Below are 25,496 nucleotides of genomic sequence, written 5' to 3' on the forward strand. Positions count from 1 at the left end.
CGCGTGATTGACGACTACCGTGTGTGGCCGGTGATCAACGGTGGGCTCATAACTTTCGAGCCTGCCCGACCGATGAACCGAGCCTGACCGACCACCGTAGGTGCCACCGCATGAACGCCGATTCCTGGTGCCCCACGTACCGAGGACACTGATGTCTCAACTTCGCGCACCCGAAGCGCGACCGGAACGCCGAGAGGGCGGACGGCACGGCCGACCCGGTGCCCGTTCCCACTCGGCCACGGGCAGGCCGCGAGCCGCCCAGCCGTCCCCCGAGGCGCGTATACGCCCACAACTCCTGCGTACCGCGGTGCTGCCGACCGTCGTGGCGGTACTGAGCGGAGCCGCAGCGGTCACCTTCACCGCCCGCTCCGGCGCCCGGCTCTCCGGCGAACTCTGGATCGCGCTGGGCGTCGCCGGAGCGCTGGCGCTCGCCGCGGTCCTGGCCGCGTACCTCGCCGCCAACCGCGTCGCCACCACCGTCTTCGGCCGCTGCCTGGCGCTCCGGCGCACCAGCGCCCAGGGCCAGGCCGAACTGCAACGGGTGGTGGAACAGCTCCGCAACGGCGAGCCGGTGTCCGTGCGCAGGCCCGCACCGCCCTCGGCCCCCGGCAGCGACGCCTTCGAGCTGCTCGCCCAGGAACTCGGCCGCCAGCAGGAGGCCGCCGTGGCCGCGGTCGTCCAGGCGTCCCGGCTCTCCGAGAACTCCGGCGAGGACCAGAAGGTCGAGGTCTTCGTCAATCTCGCCCGTCGGCTCCAGTCGCTGGTGCACCGCGAGATCCAGCTGCTCGACGAGCTGGAGCACGAGGTCGAGGACCCCGACCTGCTCAAGGGCCTCTTCCACGTCGACCATCTCGCCACCCGCATCCGCCGGCACGCCGAGAACCTCGCCGTCCTCGGCGGCGCCGTCTCCCGGCGGCAGTGGAGCAACCCGGTCACCATGACCGAGGTCCTGCGCTCGGCGATCGCCGAGGTCGAGCAGTACCCACGGGTCAAGCTCGTGCCGCCCATCGCCGGCACGCTGCGCGGCCACGCCGTGGCGGACGTGATCCACCTGCTGGCCGAACTGGTGGAGAACGCGACCGTGTTCTCCGCCCCGCACACCCAGGTGCTGCTGCGCGCCCAGCAGGTCACCGCCGGACTGGCCCTGGAGGTGGAGGACCGGGGACTCGGCATGCCGGGCAACGAGCAGAAGCGGATGAACGCCCTGCTCGCCGACCCGGACCAGGTCAATGTGGCCCATCTGCTCCAGGACGGCCGGATCGGGCTGTTCGTCGTCGCTTCACTGGCCCGCCGGCACGGCATCGCGGTCCGGCTGCAGAGCAACATCTACGGCGGCACACAGGCCGTACTCGTCCTCCCGCAGTCCCTGCTGGGCGTGGACGGAAACGCTCCGGCCGAGGGCGGCGCTGCCCCGGTCCCGCCCCCCGGTCCCGTACACCGCCCGCCGGCCGAGGACGGAAGGGCCGGCCACCGCAAGCCGACCCCGGCGCCGGGTCTGAGCCGTGATCCGGCGCCGAACGTGAGCCTGAACCCCGGTCCGAGCACCGCACCCGGTCCGCAGGCGAACACCGTCCGCCAGCCCCACGTCCCCAGCCAGCCGCTGCGCCTGCACCAACCGCCGCAGCAGGGACAGGGCGGCCACGGCGAGGCGCCACCGCTGCCGCTGCGGGCCGAGCACCCGGACCGTCCCACCCCGGCCGACGCCATCCCCGGAATCCGGACGGCGGACGACGCCCCCGACGTCCGCCACCCCGGACCCGGAATCGTGCGCGGCACCATGGGCCGTCCGCAACTGCCCAGGCGTGCCAACCAGGAGCACCTGGTACCGCAGCTCAGGGAGGCACCGGCCCCGCGCAGCGACGACGAACAGGCGCTGCACGACCCGGGACTCATGGCGGCGTTCCGGCGCGGTATCGAACTCGCCGAGGCCCGCAGCGAAGCCGAGGCCGACACCGCCGCCGCCCCGGAGACGGTCCCCGGGGCGGCGGCGGACCCGCGAGCCCGGCAGCCCCGCGCCCCGCTCGAACCGCTGCCGGTGCGCGGACTCACCGTGACCGCCACCCCGTACCCCTCGGGCCCGGCCCAGGACGCGGCCCCGGTCAACGACCCCCTCGAAACGAACACCTCCAAGGAGTAGATGCACCATGGCGACCGATATGCCGTCCGGTCAGGTCTCGGACCTCGACTGGCTGCTGAGCGGACTGGTCCAGCGCGTCCCGTACACACGCAGCGCGGTTCTCCTCTCCGCCGACGGGCTGGTGAAATCCCTTCATGGCATGGACGCCGACAGCGCCGACCACATGGCCGCGCTGGCCGCCGGCCTGTACTCGCTCGGCCGAAGCGCGGGCGCGCGCTTCGGTGACAGCGGCGAGGTGCGGCAGGTGGTGGTCGAGCTCGATTCGACCCTGCTGTTCGTCTCCACCGCCGGTTCCGGCACCTGTCTCGCCGTGCTCGCCGGCCGCGAGGCGGACGCGGCAGTGCTCGGCTACGAGATGACGATGCTGGTCAAGAGTGTCCGGCCCTATCTGATGACGCCTGTCAGACAAGCGACCGGGACACCCGGCGCCACGGGGCTGTGAGGGTGTCGGTCCCTCAGGACGGGCCACTGCTCGACGACGCGGCCGGCCGGCTGATCCGCCCGTACACCGTGAGCAACGGCCGGACCCGTCCCACGACCGTGCTCGATCTGCTCTCCCTGATCATGGCCACGGGGACCGAGCCGCAGATGCATCTCGGTCCCGAGCACTCCGTCGCGCTGGGGCTGTGCGGCGGCCCCACCTCGGTGGCCGAGATCGCCGCCCATCTGCGGCTGCCCGCAGTGGTCACCAAGGTGCTCGTCTCCGACCTGGTCGACTGCGGGGCAGTGACCGCGCACCCGCCCGCCTTCCATGACATGCCCACCGACCGATCTCTGCTGGAGGCAGTGCTCGATGGCTTACGACGACAGCTCTGACGGCTTCGGCAGCTCTGCCGTGTACGAGAACAACGCAAGCCCCGGAGGCTTCGGAAGTCACGAAAGCCAAGGAAGCCACGGACACTACGGAAGCCACGGCCGGTCCGAGGGCTACGGTGGCCCGGAGAGCTACGGACACCCGGGGAACCACGGGGATGTGCAGAACTACGGGGACGCACGGAGCTACGAAGACACGCTGAACCACAGCGGCACCCGGGGCTACGCGGACACTCCGAGCCACGAAGCCGAGCCGGGCCGCGGTGATCCCGGCGGCGACGTCGGCGGTCCCACGGGCTCGGAGGGGTTTCCCGTCGCGCTCAAGGTGCTGGTGGCGGGCGGGTTCGGGGTCGGCAAGACGACGTTCGTCGGCGCGGTCAGCGAGATCGCACCGCTCAGCACCGAAGAGCTGCTGACCCAGGTCAGCGCCGCGACCGACAGCCTCGAAGGCATCGAGTCCAAGACCGCCACCACCGTGGCGATGGACTTCGGCCGCATCACCCTCGACGAGCAGCACGTGCTCTATCTGTTCGGCACCCCGGGCCAGGAGCGCTTCTGGTTCATGTGGGACGAACTCTCCCAGGGAGCGCTGGGAGCCGTCGTGATCGCGGACACCCGCAGGCTCGCCGAGTGCTTCGCCGCCGTCGACTTCTTCGAGCGGCGCGGCATCGGATTCATCGTCGCGGTCAACGAGTTCGACGGCGCATACCGCTACGCACCCGAGGAGATCCGGGCCGCACTCGACCTCGGACCGGACGTTCCGGTGGTGCTCTGCGACGCCCGGATCGCCAGTTCGGGCACCGGGGCCCTGGTCACACTGGTCCAGCACCTGATCAACGCCACCTCGTCCCCGGCCCCGTTGACCGGCTTCGGAGCCCACCCGTGATCCGGGACAACAACGGCCGCATGCTGCTCACGCCCGTCGACGGCGATGCCCTGGTCCGCACCCAGCGGCTGAGGACGCTCGGGCTCGGCGAGCGCCCCGACGCCTCGTTCGACAACTTCGACGCCTTCGCCGACCGGGTGGCCGAGGTGACCGAAGTGCCCTTCTCGATGGTCAACTTCATCGACGGAAACCGGCAGTTCTTCGCCGGGCTGCACACCCCCGCCGGCACGCACAAGGGCTCCGACCTGGGCGCGGCGGCCGCGGGCAGCAGCCGCAGCGGCCGGTATGTGGCGCTCGACCGCGGCTACTGCCCGCATGTCGTCGTACGGCGCAAGGCGCTCGTCCTGGAGGACGTCTGCGACTACCCGCGGTTCGCCGGCAATCCGGTGGTCGACGAGATAGGCATCCGTTCCTACCTGGGCGCACCCCTCATCGACCGCACGGGCATCGCGCTGGGCGCCGTCTGCGCGGTCGACACCGTGCCCCGCACCTGGGGCAGGGCGGGGCTCGACACGATCAAGTCGCTGGCGATGGAGCTGGTCGGGCACATCGATCAGCGGGAGGGCAACGGCATCGGGATCTGATCGGGGCCGCCCGCCCGGCCCACGACCCGGATCAGCTCGGTGCCCCTGCTCAGTCCGCGCTCCGGATCAGCTCCGTACCCCCGATCAGCCCGCGCCCCCCCCGATCAGACCTCGACCGTCGTACCGTCCAGGAAGGTCAGCACCACCGAGTCCGCACCCGCATGCACCCGCACCGCATCGCGCAGCGCCTCCGGATGCACGGCGTCCCGGGAGAGGGCGACCAGCGAGACATAGATGCTCCGCCCGCCCGGGTGCGGCCCGCTGCGAAGGTACGGAATCGCCGAATGCGGTCCGTACGCGTTGGACTGGACATCACGTGCCACAGCCGCCCCTTCCGTTCCACCGTCCCAGCCGTGCAGCGCGATCAGGGCGCTGCTCAGACCGTCGGCCGTGCGGGCGAGTGCCCAGTCGGGGCCGGACAGGGCGAACGGGCTCTCCGCATGCGCGACCGCGTGACCGCCCTCCCGCACCACCGTGCCCTCGGGCGCCTCGACCCGGTGCACCCGGATCTCCCAAGGGCCGTGCAGCACGCTCGTCGTCTCGATCCGGTACGGATGGCCGTCGCCGGGAAGCCGGGCCGCGTACCAGGAGGCCGCGATGCGGTCCTCGCAGCGCAACGGATGGATCCGGCTGCGCAGCGACGGGGTGCCGTCCGGTGCCAGAAGTGCCAGATGGCCGTCGATGGAGCGGGCCACGGCGTGCGGGGCGGCCTCGGGCGCCGTCGCCGTCGAGTACCCGAGCCGGGCGTAGTGCGGATCGTGTGTGCCCTCGGCCGGGTCGGCCGCCTCGTCGAACGGCGGATTGTGGTCGCTGCCGTGGTTGACCAGCCGGACGATGCCGTCGTCACGGGTGCCGTGCAGCAGCCAGCCGGTGGCCGGCAGCGCGGTGTACTGGTCGGACTCCTCGATCGGCAGCGGGAGTTCGCGTGCCGTCCAGACATCGTGGTCGGCCGGCAGCAGCAGCCCGAGGAAGCCCTTGCTCGCCCAGTACGGCGAGGCGGGGCCGGAGTACGGCTGGGTGCTCGGCAGGAACGTGTCGTACCAGCCGAGCGTCAGCAGCCCCCGCTCGTCCGGCACACCGCGCTCCGCGAAATGCCGCATCGTGCCGGAGGCGAGCCGGCGGGTGAGTCCCGGTGCCAGCGGGGTGCAGTCGGCCAGCGCCCCCATCCACACCGGTGCGAGGGCGGCGAACCGGTATGTCAGCGAACGGCCCTGGTGGACCGGCGCGCCGTCGGAGCCGAAGAAGTGCGGATAGTCCTCCAGGAACCTGCTGAGCCGCTGCCGGTAGATCTCCGTGCGGCCACCGTCGTCGGTGCCCGCCATCCGCGACCAGAGCAGCGGGTACAGATGCATCGCCCAGCCGATGTAGTAGTCGAAGTTCCGGCCGTCTCCGTCGGTGTACCAGCCGTCACCGACGTACCAGTCCTCGATCCGGTCCAGGTTCGACTCGATGTCCGAGCGGCTGTACGGCGCGCCGACCGAGGCGAGGAACTGCTCGGACACCACCTGGAAGAGCCGCCAGTTGTTGTCCCAGGTGCGCCCGCCGACGAACCCGGAGAACCAGTCGACGACCCGCTCCTGCACCCGGGCGTCCAGCCGGTCCCAGATCCACGGCCGGGTCTCGTGCAGCGCCACCGCGACCGACGCCGCCTCCACCATCTGCTGCGAACAGTCCGTCAGCCTCGGCCACGCCTCCCCGCTCCCCGGGTCGGTGCCGGCGGCCAGCCCCGCCGTGTACCGCTCGATCAGCGCGGGGTCGACCGCCCCGCCCGCGCCCGCTATCCGGCAGGCGGCGAGCAGGAACGACCGGGCGAAGCCTTCGAGACCGTCCGAGACGACCCCCGACCAGCTGCCGCGGCCGGGCAGCCGGTACTGGGCGAAGCCGGGGGTCGCGTACGGCACCAGCGCCTCCAGCATCCGGTCGGCGGTCGCCTCCCAGTGGGCCCGGGTCCAGCCGGTACGTGACGACAGGAGCCGGTCGGGCGGCGGCAGATGCAGATGCGGTGCGACGGACATGGTGGTGCTGCTCCTCGTGGGTGATGCGCGGGGTGGGTTACGGGACGAGTTCGGCTCGGTGGGTGTGGCCGCGTGAACCGCCGACGGCGACGGTGAGCACGGGTCTGCGGCCGGGGACGAGGCTCACCGAATCATCGGCCGTTGCCACCGCCCTCACCCGGAAGGGAAGTTCGACCGACAGCGTGGTGAGCGTCCGGCCCGGGTCGGCGACCGCGACCCGGATGTGGGCGCCGTGGCGCTGCACCAGCACCGACGCCGGGCCCGACGAGGTGATCCCGGCGGCCGTTCCGGCGCCCCAGAAGTTCACCGCGGTCAGCCCGGCCCGGCGCACCTCCACCGCCTGTGCGGTGCTGTCGTTGGCGACGATCCGGACCGGCCGGGACGCCGACCGGACCGCGGTCGCCGCGGCCGATGCGCCGGGCAGCAGCACATAGGCGTAGCGGGCGTCGGCGGGGGAGGGGCCGTGGTCCGTCCAGAGCGTCAGATAGCGGCGGGTGACGGGTTCGGTGCTGCCGCCCGTGTCCGCCCCGGTGTCGATGGCCCGCCAGGTGCCGGTGCGCTGCTCGCGCAGGGCGTGCAGGGCGGTTCCCCCGGGGAACACATAGCCGCCCACTCCGTCGACATGCGCCCACCGGGCCCGGCCGAAGGTGCCGCTCCAGCCCTGCTCGACGGGCTGGCGGATGCCATCGACCAGCAGCCGGTGCCGTCCGTCCGTGCCCAGATTGCGGTTCTCGACTATGGTCTCGACCGGCCGGCCGTCGCTCGCCGTGATGCCCGCGCCGAGCGCGATCACCGCGTCGTCCAGCAGGAACCACGACTTCCTGGTCCGCAGGGTGGTGCCCTGACCGCCGATCACCTCCATCGCGGCGGCCCCGTACCGGCCGTCCAGCACGGCACCGCCCGCGACGGCGTTGGCCGGACGGTAGGTGGAGGTCCCGGCGCCCGTGCCGAGATCGGTCCGCTGCCGGGTGTCGACCGTGGTGCCGGGCAGGCGGTACGGATCGACGGTCGGCCAGAAGCCGTCGTTGAACTGCCCCAGGTCGTCGCCGTCGTACAGATACGTCATGCCGTCGCCGGTGTACCAGCCGTGCAGATTCTCGCCGTTGCCCGCCTCGTACGCCGAGATCCGCTTCGACGAGAGCGACAGCGCGCAGGCCCAGCCGGGACGGCGGTGCACGACACGGTCCATGTCCGCGAAGACATGGCTGCCCGTGGAGCGAGGTCCGGCCGGCACGGTCCGGTCGTCCAGGACGGCCTTGGCCAGGGCGAGCTGGGGGAGGGTCGCAAGTCCCTCGAAGGGGGTGGTGCGGTTGCGGGTCAGCCAGCCCTTGACCAGGGCCCGCCAGCGTGTCGCGTACTCGGCGGGCGCTCCGGACGCCAGCAGCAGGATCGCCGCCAGGGCCGTCGCACCGTCGCGGTGGTCGCCGGCGCGCTCCCGGGAGATCGCCCGGCCGCGCACCGAGTCCATCATCAGCCCGTCGAAGATCACCGGCGCGAAGGTCCGCTCCACGGCGTCGTACATCACCGACACCTTCGGGTCGGCCACCGCCCACTCGGACCCCGCCAGCAGGGCCAGCAGATACGCCGTGCCGCTGAGCAGCACGATGCCGTACGAACCGGTGTAGGCCACCACATCGTGCTGGACGAACGAGCCGTCCTCGTAGAAGCCGTCCCCCGAACTCGTGTACCGGAAAAGGCTGTTGCGGCCCGAGTCGCGCACGTCGGAGAGCGCGTCGCGGGCCGATACGAGCTTGGCCGGGTCCTGCCCCAGCAGCCCGCGCAACGCCACGATGACGGCCTTGTCGGTGCGGTTCGCCCCGGTCTCGGGGAGCGCGGGGGAGTTGGTGCGGCGGTCCGCGTCCGGGCAGAAGCGGTCGACGACCGCGAGATAGTCCGCCAGGTCGGCCGCGGGAAGCAGGTCGCGCAGGATGACGGAACAGTCCATCAGCGCACGGGGGGCGCCGATCTCCCAGAACCACCAGTTGCCGCTCTCGCGCCTGGCCGGGTTGTACGCGGTGTCGTGGGTGAAGCGCAGCGCGGCGACGAGGGCGTCCGCCACCTGGGCGTTCCCGGCGAGGGAGGTGCCTTCGGTGGCCCAGGCGGTCGCGACGGTACGCAGCCGGGTGTAGCTCTGGCCGAAGTTTCCCGGGTCGGTGAGCGGCGCGAGGTCCGGCCAGAGCGCGGTGCGGCCGGCGCTGCGGTCGAGGGTGTCCCACAGACCCCCGGCCGTGGAGTCCAGGGCCGCGACCGCTTCGGTGAAGTCGGGGTCGGCCGGGTCGAATCCACCGCCGGTGAGCAGTGATTCGGCGCGCTGGAGCAGTGTGCCGAAGCCGGCGGCAGGCGCGGCTGCGGCGCCGTCTTCGGCGGAGGCGTCCGCGACGGGCGAGGCGTGCGCGGTGCCTGCCGTCGTCATCAGTGTCGTCGCGGCCGTCACGGCGGTGGCGCTGGTCGCCGCGAGCAGGGTGCGTCTGCTGAGGTTCACGGTGAACTCCCTTGTCGCTGCGGTCAGTCGTCCAGTGTGGACGGGTCGACGGGCGGCTTCGGAAGGTTCAGTGCGGCCAGCTCGGCCCGGCCCGTGGTGTCGATCGGGAACGCCCAGGTGTTCACGAAGAAGTCGGTCAGGTCATGGCCCGCGACCCGGCTGGAGTAAGTGGCGAGGGCCCGGTAGCGCTTGTCGGTCTCGGTGTAGTCGGACTGCGGGTTCTCCTCGCGGACCAGCTTGTGCATCCGGGGCCAGAAGTCGTCGCCGAACGCCAGCTCCAGCTGTCGCAGCGGGACGAGCTTCTCGTACGCGCCGAAGGACTTCTCGTACGTCAGACCGGCCGTGCCGAATTTCTGTCGCGCCGACCGGAAGTAGGTGAGCCCCGTCTTCGGGTCGACGGTGAGGAGGTTGGACGGCTGATTCAGGGTGCGCTGCGCGGCCAGCGAGTAGATGTTGACCGTGACCTCGGTCAGGCCGCCGGGCTTGTACGCGAACTGCTGGTGGAGGTGGCCGAGTTCGTGGTAGAGCCCCCAGCCCCGGGTGCGCAGTCCCTCCACGGTGGTGGCACGGTCGAGGTAGGCGCGCGGGAAGCCGTTGTAGCCGTGTGTGGCGTAGGCGCCGACTCCGGTGGGCACCTTGCTGACCTCGGTGAAGTGGTACGGGCCGGCCTTGCGCCGGTGTACCGGCCTGGAGCCGTCCAGACCGCTGATCCGGGCATGCGAGTCGATGATCGTCTCGACCAGCCCGAGCAGCGCGGCGTGGTCCTCGTCCCGGTACAGCAGCGCGCCCTCGCGAGTGAGCGTCATGATCGTGTGCGGCGCGTGCAGTTCGACGTAGGGCGATGCGGTGAGTGTGTCCAGCTGCCGCTGGTAGTCGGCCTCCGAAGTGCGGCCCAGGGTGAAGACCGGCATGGGGACGGCACCGGAGCGGACCACCACACCGGCCCGCTCGCCGCGGCCGGTCAGGGTGAGGTAGACCGGGCCGCCGTGCGGGTCCGTGACCGTGTTCGCCCCGGCGGTCAGCGGATAGCTGCGGGGTTCGGTGATCTCGCCGTAGTAGTCCCAGGCGCCGATCCAGAGCGTGGGCAGCAGACCGTCGTGCGGCTGGACGGTGAGCGAGAGCGGTGTGCCGGCCGGGACGTACAGGCCGGTGGGCTGGAACTCCGAGCCGCGCAGGGCCTGTCCGAGCCGCAGCCGCTCGGCCTCGGCGGCGGGCCGGGCGGTCACGGTCAGCTTGACCGGGCGTCCGCCCGGGCGCCCCTGGGCGGTGACGGAGGCGGTGGCCCGGGCCGTACCGGTGGCGGCGCCGAGCGCGATCGCCGCCCCGGCCCCGGCGGCCGCGGCGAGAACGGAGCGCCGGCCGACGGTGGAGGCGGCGGAGGGGGCGGTGGAGGAGCCGGCGGAGTCTGTGGGCATGCGCATGCGGAACTCTCCCTGCGGAAACGAGTGAGGGGCGGAAGCGTGCGGAACGGTGCTGCTCGGCGCCAGCATGTAAGCGGTTGCTATCCGGGGGCAAGAGGGGGTGCGAAGTTACTGCGATTTACTATGGTCGACTGTGGACAGGCGGGAAGTAACCGGTCACTTCCGGGTGGAACGTCCGGCCCTCGGCGCAACGGAATCGCGTACCACGATGTGGGTTCCGAGCCGCAGCGCCCCCGTGGTGGGTTCGCGCCAGTCGTCCTCGTCCCCGCCGCTCACGGCCAGCCGTACGGCCTGGCGTCCCATCTCCTCCAGGGGGATGTGGACGGTGGTCAGTCGGGGCCGTAGCTCCTGGGCCACCGGAATGTCGTCGTACCCCACCAGGGACACGTCCTTCGGCACCCGGATCCCGGCCTCCTCCAGGGCCTGGGCCGCGCCCGCCGCCACCATGTCGTTGGCCGCGAAGACGGCGGTGAAGTCCGGCCCGTCCCGCAGCACTTCGGCCATCTTCCGGTAGCCGAAGCTACGGCTGAAGGCGCCGGGACGGACCAGGTCGGGGTCCGGGGCGATGCCGCGCAGCCGCAGCGCCCGCTGGTACCCGGTCAGCCGGTCGCGGGTGGTGGAGAGCCTGGGCGGGCCGGCGAGGTGGAGGATCCGTTCGTGACCCTGCATCAGCAGATGGTCGGTGATGGCGAAGGCGCCGCCCTCGTTGTCGTACTCGACCGCGACGGTCGGGGCCTCCTCGTCCAGCGGCGGCCTGCCGCACAGCACCAGCTTCGATCCGCCCGCGTCCAGCTCACGTGCCCTGCGGGCCAGTTCGGTGGTGTAGCCCCGGTCGGCGATGGAGCCGCCGACCACGACCACCGCGTCCGCCCGGCGCTCGTGCATCAGATCGATGAAGGCCAGCTCCCGCTGCGGGTCGCCCTGGGTGCAGCAGACCAGGCAGAGCCGTCCGCCGATCGCCGCCTCCCGCTCCACACCGCGCGCGATGTAGGCGTAGAACGGGTCGATGACCTCGTTGACGATGATCCCGACGGTGCGGTTGGAGACGCCGGCCAGGGCACGGGCGTGGGCGTTGACGACATAGCCCAGCTCGCGCATCGCGGACTCGACCCGCTCCCGGGTCGCCTCGGCGACCGGGTAGTTGCGGTTCAGTACGCGGGAGACCGTGGCCGTCGAGACACCTGCGCGCCGTGCGACATCGGTGACCGTCGCCCGCCGTTGTCCGTCCCCGGCTGTGCTCTGCCGGCGCATCCGGCTCACCCCCTGGTGGCTGTTGTGTGACGCCGAGCCTAGTGCCCCTCCCGGCAGGCGCTGCCCCGTCGCGCCGCCCATCACGTACGCCCGCCGCGTCGGCCGAAAGCGCGGGCAACGGACCTCGTGCCCGCCTGGGCGACGGCACTCACGCGATCCTCCCCAGGTCGTCCCGGTGCACCGGGTGGGCGAACGGCGAGCCGTGCGCGTACCGGACCAGCTCGTCGACCGCGAGCGCCCCCAGCCGTCCCACCTCGTTGCCCTGGGCGCCCGCCAGATGCGGGGTGAGGAAGACGTTGGGCAGGTCCCACAGGGGGTGGCCGTCCGGCAGCGGCTCGGGCGACGTCACGTCGAGGACCGCGTCCAGCCGCCCGCTGACCAGGTGCCCGGTCAGCGCCTCGGTGTCCACCAGCCGGCCGCGCGCGGTGTTGACGAGCAGGGTGCCGGGGCGCATCAGGCCGATCCGCCGGGCGTCGATCATCCCGCGGGTCTCCGTGGTGTCCGGGGCGTGCACGGTCACCACGTCGCTGGTCGCCACCAGGGTGTCGAGATCGGTCGGGGTGACGCCGAGCAGCTCCGCCTCGGCGGCACTGACGTAGGGGTCGTGGAGCAGTACCTCCGCGTCGAGCACCCGGAGCATCTCGATGACCCGGCGGCCGATCCGGGAGGCCCCGACGACACCGATGGTCAGCCCGTGCGTGCCGAGCCAGTGCTGCCGGTCGAGGTCGGCGCGGGTGCGGTGGGTGCGCCGGGTGTGGAAGAGCCCGGCCAGCGGGAACACCCGCTTGGCGCCCATGATGATCGCCGCCAGGGTGAACTCCGCGACAGGCACCGCGTTGGCGGCGGCGGCCGACGAGACGACGATCCCGCGATCGAACGCAACCGGGGACAGAAACGTTTTCACCGTGCCGGCCGCATGGATCACGGCACGCAGCGCGGGCGCCCGGTCCAGCAGTCCGGCATCGACGGGCGGGCAGCCCCAGCCGGTGAGCAGTACCTCCGCCGAGCCCAGCGCCGCCGAGGCCTCCGGGGAGTCGAACTCGCTGATCACGGACGGGTTCAGCAGGTCGGCGGTCTCCTCCAGGCGGGCTCGGACCGGCGGCGGAAAGACGTCGTCGAGCAGCCCGGGGCTCATGACCAGGAGCGTGCGCGGCCGTCGCGGGGACGGTGTCGCGGCGTCGCTACCGGAATGTGCCGGTGCCTCTTCGGTGGTTCGCACCCTGCCTCCGGACAGTAATCGCGTTCTATGGAATGACCGGCACGCTAAGGAGCGTGATGGCCGACCGTCAAGCTCCTGCTCGCTGCAACTGTCCATTTAGGCAACATATTTACGGTTTCGAGGTGCTGGATTCGGCCGCCGGGACATCGCGACTCAACGACGTTTGCCCGGATCTCTTGACGCTTGGGTTAACCGCTTACTAACTTGCGGCCCCAGAAGGCCCACCACGCGCCACCCAGCCGAACAGGACGCACCATGGCTGAAACAGCACCCCCGTTGCCGCGGGAAAAGCGGCGGCAGAAGGCTGAAACACCCTCCCCGCCCGCTGCCGGGGCCGTCGCCGCACAGCACCGGCTGAGCCTCTGGCAGCGGATCAAGCGGGACCGGGTGATGTTGCTGCTCACCCTGCCCGGTCTGCTGTACTTCGTCGTTTTCCACTACGTACCGCTGCTCGGCTACGTCGTGGCGTTCCAGGACTACCAGCCGTACCTCGGCTACATGCACAGCGTCTGGGTGGGGTTCGCCAACTTCTCCGCGGCGTTCGGTGAACCGGCCTTCTGGTCCGCGACCTTCAACACCCTGGAGATCGCCCTCGTCCAGCTGGTGTTCTTCTTCCCGATCCCGATCGCCCTGGCCCTGCTGCTCAACAGCATCGCCAGCGACCGGATCAGACGGTTCGTGCAGAGCGTCGTCTATCTGCCGCACTTCATCGGCTGGGTCATCATCGTCTCGATCTTCCAGCAGATCCTGGGCGGTGCCGGGCTCCTGCCCGACGTCCTCGGGGGAATGGGGCTGCCGCGCTACGACATGATGAGCGACCCCGACGCCTTCCCCTGGCTGCTGACCCTCCAGGTGGCCTGGAAGGACGCCGGCTGGGGCACGATCATCATCCTCGCCGCGCTGCTGAACATCGACAAGCAGCAGTACGAGGCCGCCGCCATCGACGGTGCCGGACCACGACGCCGCCTGTGGCACGTGACCCTGCCGGGCATCGCGCCCGTACTCATCCTGCTGCTCATCCTCAACCTCGGGCAGATCCTCTCCGTCGGCTTCGAGCAGATCCTGCTCCAGCGCGACGCGGTCGGTCCGGACGCCGGTGAGGTCCTCGACACGTACGTCTACTACCACGGCATCAAGGACAACGACTGGGGCGTCGCCGCCGCCGTCGGACTCGTCAAGGCGGTCATCGGCACCGCACTCGTCCTGGGCGCGAACAAGTTCGCCCACCGACTCGGCCACGAAGGGGTGTACCGCGGTGCTGACCGCTGAGAAGACGCGCGCCACTACGGAATCCACCGCACCGGCGCCCCCGCCCGCCGCACGGAAGTCCGACGGCCGGCCCCCGTGGATGGAACGGCCGACCCGTATCGGACAGACCGCCAAGGCGATAGCCATCGTCGTGGTCGTCCTCGCCGTCGCCTACCCACTGGTCGGCGTCATCGGTACGAGCTTCGCCTCGCAGACCGACATCATCAAGAGCTCCGGCCTCGTCCTGTGGCCCGACCACCCCACCCTGGACGCCTACCGCACCATCTTCACCGGCGGAGTCGTCACCCGCGCGCTGATCGTCTCCGTGGGCATCACGGTCCTCGGCACCCTCGCCAGCCTCCTGGTCACCGTGGGCATGGCGTACGGGCTCTCCCGCCGCGACGTCACCGGCTCCCGCTTCATCCTGATGACGGCCCTGTTCACGATGCTCTTCAACGCGGGCATCATTCCGAACTTCCTGCTGGTCAAGGGCCTCGGCCTGTACGACACCTATGCGGCGCTCGTCATGCCCACCCTGGTCAGCGCGTTCAACCTGGTCGTCCTGCGGTCCTTCTTCATGAACCTGCCGGACGAGCTGTACGACGCCGCGAAGGTCGACGGGGCCGGCGATTTCCGCATCCTGGTGCGGATCGTGCTGCCGCTGTCCAAGGCCGTCCTCGCCGTGATCAGCCTCTTCTACGCGGTGACGTACTGGAACGCCTTCTTCAACTCGCTCCTGTACCTCAACGACTCCGACAAGTGGCCGCTGCCGATGGTGCTGCGCACCTACGTGCTCCAGGGCCAGAGCCTGAACGCCGCGTCGGCAGGCGAGGTGCTCGCCCCGCAGCAGGCCGTACAGATGGCGGTCCTGGTGATCGCCGTCGTACCGATCCTCTGCGTCTACCCGTTCCTCCAGCGCTACTTCACCAAGGGCGTGCTCACCGGCGCCGTCAAGGGCTGAGCACAGCCACCGCCACACCGCCCCCCACTCCTTCCTTCCCCTCTCCCAAGGAGATTCAGGTGTCGAGCTCCACCCCCATCAATCGCAGAGCACTGTTCCGCATGGGTGCGGGCGTCGGTCTGGGACTGGCCGCCGCCCCGCTGCTCGCCGCCTGCGGCGACGGCGGCACGACCGCGAAGGCGGAGGCCAAGAGCGCCTCGCTGCTCCCTGACACCGCGGTCCGCAACATCGGCCTCAACCCCGACCTGGCGGGCACCGCGGCCGGCGTTCCGCAGGGCTACTTCAGCTACCCGGCCAAGCCGCTGCGCGCCACGAAGAACACCCCGCTCAAGGGCGCGAAGCCGATCAGCGCGACGATGGAGACCTTCTCCCCGCCGCCGCCCGCCCGCGGCAGCAACGTCGCCTGGCAGGAGATCGAGAAGCTGCTCGGCGGCCAGGTGAACATCACCGCCGTCCCCGCCGACGACTACGGCACCAAGTTCTCCACCATGGTCGCCAGCGACAGCCTGCCCGACCTCTTCATGTACCCGGAGAGCGGCGGCGTCGACAACAAGGCCGCCTTCCTCCAGGCCAAGTGCGCCGACCTGACCCCGTACCTCGCCGGTGACAAGGTCAAGGACTACCCGAACCTGGCCGCGATCCCGAAGGGCGCCTGGCAGTCCGCCATCTTCGGCGGGAAGCTCTACGGCATCCCGATCGCCCGCACCGGCACCGGCGGCGCCGGCGTGTACCGCCACGACCTGTTCGAGGAGGTCGGCGTCACCAGCCTCGACCAGATCACCGACCTCGACCGGTTCGTCGAGGTCTGCAAGGAGCTGACCCGGCCCAAGAAGGACCAGTACGCCATCATCGCGGGCGCCACCAGCATGCTCGCCATGTCCGCGGGCGCGCCCAACTTCTGGCGGCTGGACGAGAAGACCGGCAAGTTCACCGTCGACCTGGAGACCCCGGAGTACCGCAAGGCGGTGGAGACCGCCCGGCTGCTGTACAAGGCCGGCTGTTACTACCCGGGCACCCTCCAGATGTCCGGGGCGCAGAAGGCCCAGTACACGGACATGTTCAAGAACGGCAAGGGCGCCTACGTCTACGACGGGATGCCCACCTACCTGGCGCCCGGTGTCGGTTACATCGCCGCGATGAAGGCGATCGACAAGAAGTACGACCCGCGCCCGTTCGTGCCGGTCGGCAAGGACGCCGTCGCCTGGATGGACAACATCTCGCTCCAGAACACCCACATCAAGAAGGCGTCCGGGGACCGGGTCAAGGAGATCCTGGCCCTCGCCGACTTCGCCGCGTCCCCGTTCGGCAGCCAGGAGTACACCCTCATCAACTACGGCATCGAGGGCAAGGACTTCACCCGCGACGCCAAGGGCAACCCGGCGCTCACCAAGCAGGGCACCCAGGACGTCACCGTGCCCTGGAAGTTCATGGCCTCCGCCGTCCCCGCCGTCTTCAGCGCCGACTCCGAGCAGGGCGTCCGCCACGTGCACGACACCTTCACCAGGATGATCCCGATGATGGAGCCGGACCCGACGCTCCAGTACTCCTCGCCCACCTGGGACTCCAAGGGCTCCGGCAGCCTCAACACGCTGAAGGGGGACGCGCTGAAGGACATCATCTCCGGCCGCAAGCCGATGTCCGCCTACGACCGGCTCGTCAAGGACTACCTGGCCAAGGGCGGCGAGCAGGCCCGCGGCGAGTTCGAGGAAGCCTTCCAGAAGGGGAAGAAGTGACGACCCGACGCTCGGCCCTGAAGCTCGGCGGCGCGGCGGTGGCCGCGGCCGTCGCCGTACCGGCCCTCGGCTCGCCCGCCTCCGCCCGGCCGCACGGCTTCGACCCGAAGCCCGGCTCGGACGGTGTCGGCGACCCGCTCTTCCCGACCCTCGGCAACGGCGGCTACCAGGTCGTCCACTACGACCTGACCTTCGACTTCACCCCGGTCACCTACGACTTCACCGCCGTGGTGCGAATCAACGCCAGAGCCACCCAGGACCTCTCCGCGTTCAACCTGGACACCGACGGACACACCATCGACTCCGTCACCGTCGCCGGGCGCCCCGCCACCTGGGCGCTCTCACCGGGCAAGAGCGGCCAGGAATTCACCATCACCCCCGCCCGACCGCTCCACAACGGGCAGGCGTTCACCACCGAGGTCCGCTACCGGGGCAACGGCAAGGCGCCCCGACTCGGCCTGTCCGGCTGGAAGTTCGGCACCGACGGCGGCTTCGCCTCCGCCGCCCAGTCCTCCCGCGCCGACACCTTCCTGCCCTGCAACGACACCCCGTCCGACAAGGCGACGTGGACCTTCCACATCAGCGCCCCGCAGGGCTATGTCGCCGCCGCCAACGGCGAACTCCTCCACAGGACCCCGCGAGGCGACGGCTCCACCGTCTGGCACTTCGCCCTCCGCGAGCGCATGGCGACCGAACTCATCGGCATCGCCGTCGTCAAGGGCACCTATCTCTACGGCACCAGTCACCGCGGACTGCCCCTTCGGCACATCGTCCCGCAGGGCCAGGAGGACAAGTACGGTCCGATCGTCGCCCGCACCGCCGACCATCTGGCCTGGCTGGAGGCGAAGTTCGGCCGCTACCCGTTCTCCGTCTACGGCGTCCACATCTACGACGGCTACACCGACGCCCTGGAGAACCAGACCCTCTCCCTGTTCTCCACCAACTGGTTCAAGCTCAATGCCAACGGCCGGCCGGGCTACGAGACCACCATGGTCCACGAACTGGTCCACCAGTGGTTCGGCGACTCCGTCACTCCGAACGACTGGCAGCAGGCCTGGCTCAACGAGGGCCCCGCCGTGTACTACGCCGGCCTGTACGGCGAGGAACGCGGCTGGTCGGTCTTCGAGGAAAAAATGAAGGCGACGTACGAGAAGCTCGACGCGGTCCGCACCACCGACGGCCCGCCCGGACTGCCCAAGGCGCTCGGCGGCACCAACATCTACGACGGCGGCGCCCTGGTCCTGTACGCCCTCAGCCTCCGGATCGGTCGGCCGAAGTTCGACAAGGTCATGCGCGAGTGGGTGAAGCGCTTCAAGGATTCCACCTACACCAGCGAGGCGTTCATCCGGCACACCGTCGACGTCACCCGCGACTCCTCCCTCGACCCGTTCCTGCGCGACTGGCTCTTCGGAGCCGTGAACCCGCCCATGCCCGGCCACCCCGACTGGAAGGCCTCCGCGTGAACCGCCGCCCCCTGAACACCGTACGAGGAACCGCCGCTGCCGCCACCGCCGCCTTCCTGGCCGCACTCCTCGCCGCCCCCACCGCCCAGGCCGCACCCGGCACCCGCACCCTGTACGCGGCCCCGGACGGACACGGCAGCTCCTGCACGGTCGCCCGCCCCTGCACCCCCGAGGGCGCCCGCGACCGGGCCCGCACCGAGACCCGGGCGCGATGTCCGCGTCCTGCTGAAGAACGGCACGTACAAGCTCGACGAACCGCTCAGGCTCGGCGCCGCCGACTCCGGGAAGGACGGCCACACCGTCACCTGGAGCGCGGCCCCGGGCGCCCGCCCCGTCCTCTCCGGCGGACAGGACATCACCGGCTGGCGGCAGAACACCGACGGCACCTGGACCGCCGAGGTCCCGGCCGGCGTCACCCCCCGCCAGCTCTTCGTCGACGGCAGGCGCGCCACCCCCGCCCGCGGCGAGGCCTGCGCGGCGAGCACCTGCGACGCCACGAAGACCGGCATGACCGGCGCGGTCGCGACGGGCATCGCCGAGTGGCAGCGCCCCACCGACGCCGAAGCCGTCATCCGGGTCCGCTGGCGCAACTACCACTGCCGGATCGCGGCCGTGAACGGCGACGTCATGACCTTCGCCCAGCCCTGCTGGACCAACTCGGCGAGCGGCACCGACCGCACCGGCCCCGCCTGGGACTCCACCACGGTCGACTCCACCCGCTACAGCGGCGTCGCCTTCTTCGAGAACGCCCCCGAACTCCTCGACCGACCCGGCGAGTTCGTCTGGAACTCGAAGGACCGCACCGTCACCTACCTTCCGCGCAAGGGCGAGAACATGCGCCGCGCGCAGGCCGTCACCCCGCACACCGAACAGCTGCTCGTCGTCGACGGCGCCCACGACGTCACCGTCAGCGGAATCGGCTTCGCGTACGCGGCGTACCGTCAGCCGGGCACCGACGAGGGCTACGCGGGCATGCAGGCCGGTCTCACCCTGACCGGAGCCACCGGCCCCGTCGACCACGCCGGCCGCTTCTACACCAAGCCGTCCGCAGCGGTGACCGTCCGCGGCGGACAGCACATCAGCATCGAGAACACCCGGTTCAGCCGGCTCGGCGGAGCAGGCGCGATCCTCGAAGCGGGCACCAAGGACAGCTCCGTGACCCGCTCGTCCTTCACCGACCTGTCCTCCGGCGCCGTCTACGTCGGCGACACCGAGCCCATGCCGTCGGCGGCGCTCGCGGGGGAGCGCAACACCGTCGCGTACAACACCATCACCCGCTCCGGTGTCGAGTACACCGACTCGGTGGGCATCTGGGCCGGGTACGAGGCCGGGCTGACCATCGACCACAACAGCCTGGACCACCTCCCGTACTCCGGGATCTCGGTCGGCTGGGGCTGGAACCAGCCCGAGTCCCAGAAGTCCGTCCTGCGTGACAACAAGGTGACCGGCAACCGGATCACCGACGTCATGGAGGTCGCACAGGAGCAGCACGACGGCGGGGCCATCTACACCCAGGGCGCCCAGCCGGGCACGGTCCTCTCCGGCAACTACATCAACCGCTCCGCCTTCGGCAACACCGAGCGCGACGGCAATGGCATCTACCTCGACGAGCAGTCCTCGCACATCCGCGTCGAACGCAATGTCATCACCCGGATCGGGTACAAGTGGGTCTCCAACTGGGCGGACTACGGCATCGAGAACACCGCCCGGGGCAACTGGACCGACACCGCCGCGCCCGCACTCGGCGGCAGGGGCTCGGTCATGACGGACAACCTCACCGGCCTGGACCGGCTGCCGGCCGAGGCGCTCGCCGTCGCGAGCCGGGCAGGCGCCCACGGCGGCCCCGTCGAGCAGTTGCGGAGCGACCTGGCCCGTACCGGCACCGCCACCCAGTCCTCCACCGAGGGCACGGCGGGCGCGGCACTGGCCCTGGACGGCGACACCAACACGGACACCCGCACCCTGTCCGAGGCGGGCGCCTGGTGGCAGGTCGACCTGGGCGCCGAGCGGCGGATCCGGCAGATCGAGATCTGGAACAACTCCTCCTCCACGACCGCCGACTTCGACGTGGTCACGGACGACGGAACGATCCATGTCAGCGGGAAGGCACTGCGCCCGACGGTCCTGGACCTGGACAGCCGCACCCGCACGGTGCGGATCGTGACCTCGGGCACCGGCCGCGTGGCACTGTCCCAGGTGCTCGTCCACCCGTAGTGGTTTCTCCGTGTCCCCGGGCCCGGAGCCGCCCGGCGACACGGGCCACAACACAACACGCCGCAACGCAACACAACACACCGCAACACAGCGCAGCACAGCACAGCGACGCCGCCGGTCACACCACCACCGGCGGCGTCGCCGTGCTCTCCCGCACCACCACCTCGCCGGCCACCCGTACCACCCGGGCCCGCCGCCCCGCGGTACGCTCCCGCAGGGCCAGCGCGATCACGTTCTCGCCCATCGTGGTCAGCGGCAGCGCCACCGTGGTGAGCGCCGGTGACAGCTCCCGTACCAGCGGAATGTCGTCGAAACCGGCCAGCGAGACATCCTCCGGCACCCGCAGCCCCGCCTCCCGCAGCGCGGCGAGCGCCCCCACCGCCATCACATCGGTGACCGCGAACACACAGGTCGGCCGCGGCCCGTCGCAGGCCAGCAGCCGACGGGCCGCCGCATACCCGCCGTCCCGGGTGAACGCGCCCTCCACCACTCGGCCGAGGCCGATCCCCGCCTCCGCCAGCCCCTCCCGGAAGCCCGCGAGCCGGTCGGAGACGGTGGTCAGCGCGGGCGGCCCGGTGAGCACCGCGAACGACCGGTGTCCGAGGCCCGCCAGCGTCCTGGCGAGCGCGGCCGCCCCCGCCCGGTTCTCCGGCTGCACGGTGTCCACCCGCAGACTGCGGTGCCGGCTGACGACGGCCACCCGCCCGCCGACGCGGACGTACGGCTCCAGTTCGGCATCCAGCGCCCGCTCCCACGCCCGGTCCTGGATGCCGGAGCCGATGAGCAGGATCGCCCTGGCGCGCTGGGCCCGCAGCATCGACACATAGGTGATCTCCCGGGCCGGCTCCCGGAAGGTGGAGGCGAGCATCACCAGCAGACCCTGCTCGGCCGCGGCCCGCATCACCCCGCTCGACACGGCGGCGAAGTACGGATCGCTGACGTCGTGACAGATCACGCCCACCGTACGGTTGTTGGTGGCATTGGCGAGCGCCTGGGCATGGGCGTTGGGGATGTACCCGAGCCGGCCGGCCGCCGCCCGTACCCGCTCGCACAGATCCTCCCGCACCCGGGCCGTGCCGTTGAGGGCGCGCGAAGCGGTGGCGGGGGAGACACCGGCCTCCCGGGCCACGGCGTCGAGCGTCACGGGCCCGGTCGTGGGGCGGCCGTCGTGCGGCCCGGGATGGTGCGATGCTCCGTTTTCACTCAACTCGACCCCCAAGGGCGCGGTGGTGGGGGGCCCCCGAAACTTGTCGACGACCTATTGACCGTGCGTGCAGGCAGTCATTAGCGTGGCGAAAACCCTATCAGAAAGCGCTTTCTGAAAGCGCCTTCTCGTCACCGCAGGATCGCACAGCTCTCCACAACTGCCCCCGAAGTGCAGGGAGTTCACAGTGAGCCAGAGCGCGTTGACCAAGAGACCGGCCGAGGCGAGCGGAGTGGTCCGGCGGGCCGGGCCCTCGGCGGGGGAGCGGTTCGCGCGAGCGGCCGAGCGGAGCTGGCGCCCCCTCGCCCTGCTGCTCGCCTGTTTCGCGGTGTGGTGGGTGATCTCCGCGGCTGAGCTGGTGAAGCCCTATCTCGTACCGTCCCCCGGCGCGACCCTCGACGTCCTGACCGGCAAGGCCGACTACCTCTGGCAGCACACCTGGGTGACCACCTACGAGACGCTGCTCGGCTTCCTGATCGCCGGGGTCGTCGGCGTCCTGGCCGCGGTGGTCATGGTGTACTCCTCGACCGTCGAGCGCACGCTCTACCCCGTCCTGCTGTTCGCCCAGGTCGTGCCGAAGATCGCGATCGCACCGCTGTTCGTCGTCTGGCTCGGCTTCGGGATCGGCCCGAAGATCCTCATCGCGGTCCTCATCGCGTTCTTCCCCGTGGTGATCTCGATGGTCACCGGCCTCAAGGCGGTCGACCCGGAGACGCTCCAGCTTTCGGCGACGATGGGCGCGGGGCCCTGGCAGACCTTCCTCAAGATCCGCTTCCCGGCCTCGCTCCCGCACCTGTTCTCCGGGCTCAAGGTCGCGGTCACCCTGGCGGTCACCGGCGCGGTCGTCGGCGAGTTCGTCGGCGCCAACGAGGGCCTGGGCTATGTGATCCTCCAGGCCAACGGCAACCTCGACACCCCGATGCTCTTCGCCGGACTGCTCGTGATGTCCCTCATCGGGGTCGTCCTCTTCATCGCCGTCGAGCTCGCCGAGATGCTGCTGCTCCCGTGGCACGCCAGCCGCCGCGACACCTCCGCCACCACCACGTACTGACTCCGTCCGACCGGTTCCGCACACCCACTTCGCCGTACCGACCTCGTCGCGAGAAGGGCCAGCCCATGCATGCGCGCAGACTCCTGACCGGTGTCGTCCCCCTCGTCCTGCTGGCCACGGCCTGCGGTGGCAACGACGCGTCCACCACCACCAGCGAATCGGGCAAGAAGCTGGACAGGGTCACACTGACCCTCAACTGGTACCCGTACGGCGAACACGCGCCGTTCTACTACGGCAAGCAGCAGAAGATCTTCGAGAAGCACGGCATCGATCTCGACATCCGGGCGGGCCAGGGCTCGCAGAAGACGGTGCAGGCCACCGCCGCCGGACAGACCGACTTCGGCTGGGCCGACACCCCCGCGCTGCTGGCCGGTGTCGACCAGGGCGTCCAGGTGAAGAGCCTCGGGGTCTTCCTCCAGACCACCCCGGCATCGGTGCAGTCCTTCGCGGCCGAGGGCATCGGCTCGCCGGCCGGGCTCAAGGGCAGGACCATCGCCGGGACCGCCGGTGACGCGCTCTCCAAGACCTTCCCGATCTTCCTGAAGAAGAACGGCCTCGGCGAGTCCGATGTCAAGGTCCAGAACACCGACCCGGCGGGCAAGATCGCCGCGGTCATCTCCGGAAAGACCGACGGGCTGCTCGGCTATGCCAGCGACCAGGGCCCCACCATGCAGGACAAGGCCAGGAAACAGGTCTCGTATCTGCGGTTCTCCGAGAACGGGCTGAACTTCTACTCCAACGGTCTGCTCGCCGGGCAGAAGATCCTCACATCGAGGTCCGAGCTGGCCGGGCGCATGGTGAAGGCGGTCAGCGAGTCGTGGGCGGCCGCCGCGAAGGCCCCCGGGCCCGCGGTCGCGGCCATGGACGGAGCCTCCGGGCAACTGCCCCCGAAGACGGTCCTGGCCGAGCAGTTCAGGACGACGCTCACTCTGCTGCACACCCCGTCGACCGAGGGGAAGGCACCCGGTGTGAACAACAAGACGGACTGGCAGCAGACCATCGACGTCTTCGCCGAGGCGGGCATGGTGAGCAGCCCCGAGGCCGTCGAGGAGTACTGGGACGAGAAGACGGCGCTGAAGGGATGATGATGCCCGAGCAGAGAGCGACGAGGACCGGGGCACGGGCCCCCGCCACCGCCGCGGCGGTCGCCCTGTCCGATGTGGCGGTCCGGTTCCGCAGCAGGAAACGTGACGTCACGGCGCTGAGCGGGGTATCGCTGGACGTGGCCCCCGGCGAGTTCGTGGCCATCGTCGGCCCGTCCGGGTGCGGCAAGTCGACGCTGCTCAAGCTGGTCGCCGGCCTGCTGAAACCCTCCGGGGGCGAGGTCCGGCTCGGCGGCCGACGGGTCGACGGGGTGCGGCACGACATCGGTTACGTGTTCCAGCGCGCCGCCCTCCTGGAGTGGCGCTCCGCGCGGCGCAACATCCTGCTCCAGGCCGAGATCCGGAAGATGCCCACGGCGCAGGCGCGCGCCCGGGTGGACGAACTGATCCGGATGACGGGACTGGGAGGTTTCGAGGACGCGTATCCGCACGAGCTTTCCGGCGGGATGCAGCAACGGGTGGCGTTGTGCCGGGCGCTGCTGCACGAACCGCCGGTGCTGCTGATGGACGAGCCGTTCGGCGCCCTGGACGCGCTCACCCGCGAGCAGTTGAACATGGAGCTGAACCGCATCTGGCGGGAGACCCGCACCACCGTCCTGCTGGTCACCCACTCCATCTCGGAGGCCGTCTATCTGGCCGACCGGGTGGTCGTGATGAGCCCGCGCCCCGGCACGATCTCGGAGATCATCGACGTGGGCCTCGACCCGGAGCGGGAGTACGGCGAGACGCTCGGCCGCCCGGAGTTCCGGGACGCTGCCGCCCGCGTCCGCGACCTGCTGGGGGCGGCCTCCGCGCACGACTGACACCGCACCCGACGCCCCCGGCCCGCGAGGTACGCGCACCGGGGGCGTCGGGCGTAGCCGCTCAGTAGCGAAGCCGGGACAGATATCTGTGGCTCGCCAGCGCCGAGGCGAACGGATCGGCCGGTGCGTCATGCTCCACCAGCCACTGCTTCACCCCGACCTGCCGGGCCGTGTCGAACATCGCCGGGAAGTCCAGCACCCCCGAACCGACATCCGCGAAATCCCCGTCCGGCGCCATGTCCTTCACATGGAGCGCCGGGAAGCGACGCGGATGGCGCACGAACAGCTCACCGGCGCCGAGGCGCCGCCGTTCGCCGCCCAGTACAGATCCAGCTCGAATCCGACCAGCTCCGGGTCGGTCTCGGCGAGCAGGATGTCGTACAGGGCGACACCGTCGACCACCTGATGATCCGTGCCGTGATTGTGGTACAGCAGCTTCAGCCCGGACTCGCGGGCGGCGAGCCCGATCCGGTTGAACTCCCTTGCCACTTCCCGGTATCCGGCCGGACTGTGCAGCGGACCTGGCAGGCTCGGCACGACGATCCACCTGCCGCCCAGGGTGTGGATGTCCTCCAGCGCCCGCGGAAGTCCGGCCCCCGTCACGATGTCATAGCCGACGTGTTCGAGGACGGCCCGCAGCCGCGCCCCGTCGAGCATCCGCCGGATGTCCGCCGAGCTGTGCCCGAAGCGACCGCTCACCCCGACCGTGGCGTAGCCGATCTCGGCCAGCCGCTCCAGGGTGCCCCGGAAGTCCGAGGCCAGTGGCGTACGCATGGTGTAGAGGTGCATGCCGATCCCGGACGGCGGGATGCGCCGGTGGCCGGACCCGGTGGCCAGGGCGGGGGTGGTGCCGAGCCCGGCGGCTGCGGCGGCACCCATCGCCGTGCCCAGGAAGGTGCGTCGTGTGC

19 protein-coding genes and 1 pseudogene are annotated in these 25,496 nt (G+C 70.8%); 13 read left to right on the top strand and 7 right to left on the bottom strand.

The window, feature by feature from the left end:
• Positions 1 to 151 precede the first annotated feature (151 nt).
• From ACFVH0_RS15530 to ACFVH0_RS15550, 5 genes are all read left to right on the top strand, one after another.
• Positions 152 to 2,137, top strand: coding sequence for an ATP-binding protein (locus ACFVH0_RS15530; protein WP_385820342.1), 1,986 nt, complete (start codon positions 152 to 154; stop codon positions 2,135 to 2,137).
• Positions 2,138 to 2,144: 7 nt separating this feature from the next.
• Complete coding sequence (locus ACFVH0_RS15535) at positions 2,145 to 2,579, top strand: roadblock/LC7 domain-containing protein (RefSeq protein ID WP_385820344.1); 435 nt, start codon at positions 2,145 to 2,147, stop codon at positions 2,577 to 2,579.
• A 2-nt stretch (positions 2,580 to 2,581) separates the two neighbouring features.
• Positions 2,582 to 2,953, top strand: a complete 372-nt coding sequence (locus ACFVH0_RS15540; protein ID WP_351259008.1) for a DUF742 domain-containing protein — start codon at positions 2,582 to 2,584, stop codon at positions 2,951 to 2,953.
• Positions 2,954 to 3,275: 322 nt separating this feature from the next.
• A complete protein-coding gene (locus tag ACFVH0_RS15545) occupies positions 3,276 to 3,836 on the top strand; it encodes an ATP/GTP-binding protein (protein WP_385820574.1) in 561 nt (186 codons plus the stop codon).
• Between the two features lie 20 nt (positions 3,837 to 3,856).
• On the top strand, positions 3,857 to 4,420 hold the full coding sequence (locus ACFVH0_RS15550; protein ID WP_385820346.1) for a GAF domain-containing protein: 564 nt from the start codon (positions 3,857 to 3,859) through the stop codon (positions 4,418 to 4,420).
• A 104-nt stretch (positions 4,421 to 4,524) separates the two neighbouring features.
• On the opposite strand, the gene ACFVH0_RS15555 is transcribed toward ACFVH0_RS15550, so the two are convergent.
• From ACFVH0_RS15555 to ACFVH0_RS15575, 5 genes are all read right to left on the bottom strand, one after another.
• On the bottom strand, positions 4,525 to 6,435 hold the full coding sequence (locus ACFVH0_RS15555) for a DUF2264 domain-containing protein (RefSeq protein WP_385820348.1): 1,911 nt from the start codon (positions 6,433 to 6,435) through the stop codon (positions 4,525 to 4,527).
• Between the two features lie 37 nt (positions 6,436 to 6,472).
• Entirely contained in the window at positions 6,473 to 8,917 is a 2,445-nt protein-coding gene (locus ACFVH0_RS15560; protein ID WP_385820350.1) for a polysaccharide lyase 8 family protein, read from the bottom strand.
• Between the two features lie 23 nt (positions 8,918 to 8,940).
• A complete protein-coding gene (locus ACFVH0_RS15565; protein ID WP_385820575.1) occupies positions 8,941 to 10,332 on the bottom strand; it encodes a M60 family metallopeptidase in 1,392 nt (463 codons plus the stop codon).
• Between the two features lie 162 nt (positions 10,333 to 10,494).
• The gene (locus tag ACFVH0_RS15570; protein WP_385820352.1) at positions 10,495 to 11,589 is read right to left on the bottom strand and encodes a LacI family DNA-binding transcriptional regulator; all 1,095 of its coding nucleotides are present in this window, start codon (positions 11,587 to 11,589) and stop codon (positions 10,495 to 10,497) included.
• A gap of 148 nt (positions 11,590 to 11,737) precedes the next feature.
• Positions 11,738 to 12,724 carry a hydroxyacid dehydrogenase gene (locus tag ACFVH0_RS15575; protein ID WP_385820354.1) on the bottom strand — a complete coding sequence of 329 codons (987 nt, stop codon included), beginning with the start codon at positions 12,722 to 12,724 and terminating at the stop codon, positions 11,738 to 11,740.
• Positions 12,725 to 13,063: 339 nt separating this feature from the next.
• Between ACFVH0_RS15575 and ACFVH0_RS15580 the strand changes: the two genes are divergently transcribed.
• The 5 genes from ACFVH0_RS15580 to ACFVH0_RS15600 all read left to right on the top strand — a co-directional run bounded on the left by ACFVH0_RS15580 (position 13,064) and on the right by ACFVH0_RS15600 (position 20,427).
• Positions 13,064 to 14,077: an ABC transporter permease gene (locus ACFVH0_RS15580; RefSeq protein WP_385820356.1), complete on the top strand. Its 1,014-nt coding sequence runs from the start codon at positions 13,064 to 13,066 to the stop codon at positions 14,075 to 14,077.
• 79 nt (positions 14,078 to 14,156) lie between these two features.
• The gene (locus ACFVH0_RS15585) at positions 14,157 to 15,017 is read left to right on the top strand and encodes a carbohydrate ABC transporter permease (protein WP_266918850.1); all 861 of its coding nucleotides are present in this window, start codon (positions 14,157 to 14,159) and stop codon (positions 15,015 to 15,017) included.
• Between the two features lie 59 nt (positions 15,018 to 15,076).
• Positions 15,077 to 16,750, top strand: coding sequence for an extracellular solute-binding protein (locus ACFVH0_RS15590; protein WP_385820358.1), 1,674 nt, complete (start codon positions 15,077 to 15,079; stop codon positions 16,748 to 16,750).
• Positions 16,747 to 18,213 carry a M1 family metallopeptidase gene (locus tag ACFVH0_RS15595; protein ID WP_385820360.1) on the top strand — a complete coding sequence of 489 codons (1,467 nt, stop codon included), beginning with the start codon at positions 16,747 to 16,749 and terminating at the stop codon, positions 18,211 to 18,213. The genes ACFVH0_RS15590 and ACFVH0_RS15595 overlap by 4 nt, the downstream gene beginning before the upstream one ends.
• Positions 18,214 to 18,720: 507 nt before the next feature.
• A complete protein-coding gene (locus tag ACFVH0_RS15600; protein WP_385820362.1) occupies positions 18,721 to 20,427 on the top strand; it encodes a right-handed parallel beta-helix repeat-containing protein in 1,707 nt (568 codons plus the stop codon).
• A gap of 118 nt (positions 20,428 to 20,545) precedes the next feature.
• Here the strand turns inward: ACFVH0_RS15600 and ACFVH0_RS15605 are convergent, their stop codons facing one another.
• Positions 20,546 to 21,571, bottom strand: coding sequence for a LacI family DNA-binding transcriptional regulator (locus ACFVH0_RS15605; RefSeq protein WP_385820364.1), 1,026 nt, complete (start codon positions 21,569 to 21,571; stop codon positions 20,546 to 20,548).
• 247 nt (positions 21,572 to 21,818) lie between these two features.
• Here ACFVH0_RS15605 and ACFVH0_RS15610 point away from each other — a divergent pair, with 247 nt between their 5' ends.
• The 3 genes from ACFVH0_RS15610 (at position 21,819) to ACFVH0_RS15620 (ending at position 24,588) form a co-directional block, all read left to right on the top strand.
• Positions 21,819 to 22,682 (top strand): ABC transporter permease, encoded by an 864-nt coding sequence (locus ACFVH0_RS15610; RefSeq protein WP_385820366.1) that lies wholly within the window; start codon positions 21,819 to 21,821, stop codon positions 22,680 to 22,682.
• A gap of 65 nt (positions 22,683 to 22,747) precedes the next feature.
• Positions 22,748 to 23,767 (top strand): ABC transporter substrate-binding protein, encoded by a 1,020-nt coding sequence (locus ACFVH0_RS15615; protein ID WP_385820368.1) that lies wholly within the window; start codon positions 22,748 to 22,750, stop codon positions 23,765 to 23,767.
• The gene (locus ACFVH0_RS15620; protein WP_385820369.1) at positions 23,764 to 24,588 is read left to right on the top strand and encodes an ABC transporter ATP-binding protein; all 825 of its coding nucleotides are present in this window, start codon (positions 23,764 to 23,766) and stop codon (positions 24,586 to 24,588) included. Before ACFVH0_RS15615 ends, ACFVH0_RS15620 begins: the two co-directional genes overlap by 4 nt.
• 61 nt (positions 24,589 to 24,649) lie before the next feature.
• On the opposite strand, the pseudogene ACFVH0_RS15625 reads toward ACFVH0_RS15620, so the two are convergent.
• A pseudogene (locus tag ACFVH0_RS15625) lies at positions 24,650 to 25,467 on the bottom strand (sugar phosphate isomerase/epimerase family protein).
• Positions 25,468 to 25,496: the final 29 nt, after the last annotated feature.

The organism is Streptomyces sp. NPDC127117 (assembly GCF_042677325.1).
Classification (GTDB): domain Bacteria; phylum Actinomycetota; class Actinomycetes; order Streptomycetales; family Streptomycetaceae; genus Streptomyces.

Coding starts and splice junctions, on each gene's coding strand:
- ACFVH0_RS15530 (WP_385820342.1), top strand. CDS start 152: ATGTCTCAACTTCGCGCACCCGAAGCGCGACCGGAACGCCGAGAGGGC.
- ACFVH0_RS15535 (WP_385820344.1), top strand. CDS start 2,145: ATGGCGACCGATATGCCGTCCGGTCAGGTCTCGGACCTCGACTGGCTG.
- ACFVH0_RS15550 (WP_385820346.1), top strand. CDS start 3,857: ATGCTGCTCACGCCCGTCGACGGCGATGCCCTGGTCCGCACCCAGCGG.
- ACFVH0_RS15555 (WP_385820348.1), bottom strand. CDS start 6,435: ATGTCCGTCGCACCGCATCTGCATCTGCCGCCGCCCGACCGGCTCCTG.
- ACFVH0_RS15565 (WP_385820575.1), bottom strand. CDS start 10,332: ATGCCCACAGACTCCGCCGGCTCCTCCACCGCCCCCTCCGCCGCCTCC.
- ACFVH0_RS15570 (WP_385820352.1), bottom strand. CDS start 11,589: ATGCGCCGGCAGAGCACAGCCGGGGACGGACAACGGCGGGCGACGGTC.
- ACFVH0_RS15575 (WP_385820354.1), bottom strand. CDS start 12,724: ATGAGCCCCGGGCTGCTCGACGACGTCTTTCCGCCGCCGGTCCGAGCC.
- ACFVH0_RS15580 (WP_385820356.1), top strand. CDS start 13,064: ATGGCTGAAACAGCACCCCCGTTGCCGCGGGAAAAGCGGCGGCAGAAG.
- ACFVH0_RS15585 (WP_266918850.1), top strand. CDS start 14,157: ATGGAACGGCCGACCCGTATCGGACAGACCGCCAAGGCGATAGCCATC.
- ACFVH0_RS15600 (WP_385820362.1), top strand. CDS start 18,721: ATGACCGGCGCGGTCGCGACGGGCATCGCCGAGTGGCAGCGCCCCACC.
- ACFVH0_RS15615 (WP_385820368.1), top strand. CDS start 22,748: ATGCATGCGCGCAGACTCCTGACCGGTGTCGTCCCCCTCGTCCTGCTG.
- ACFVH0_RS15620 (WP_385820369.1), top strand. CDS start 23,764: ATGATGATGCCCGAGCAGAGAGCGACGAGGACCGGGGCACGGGCCCCC.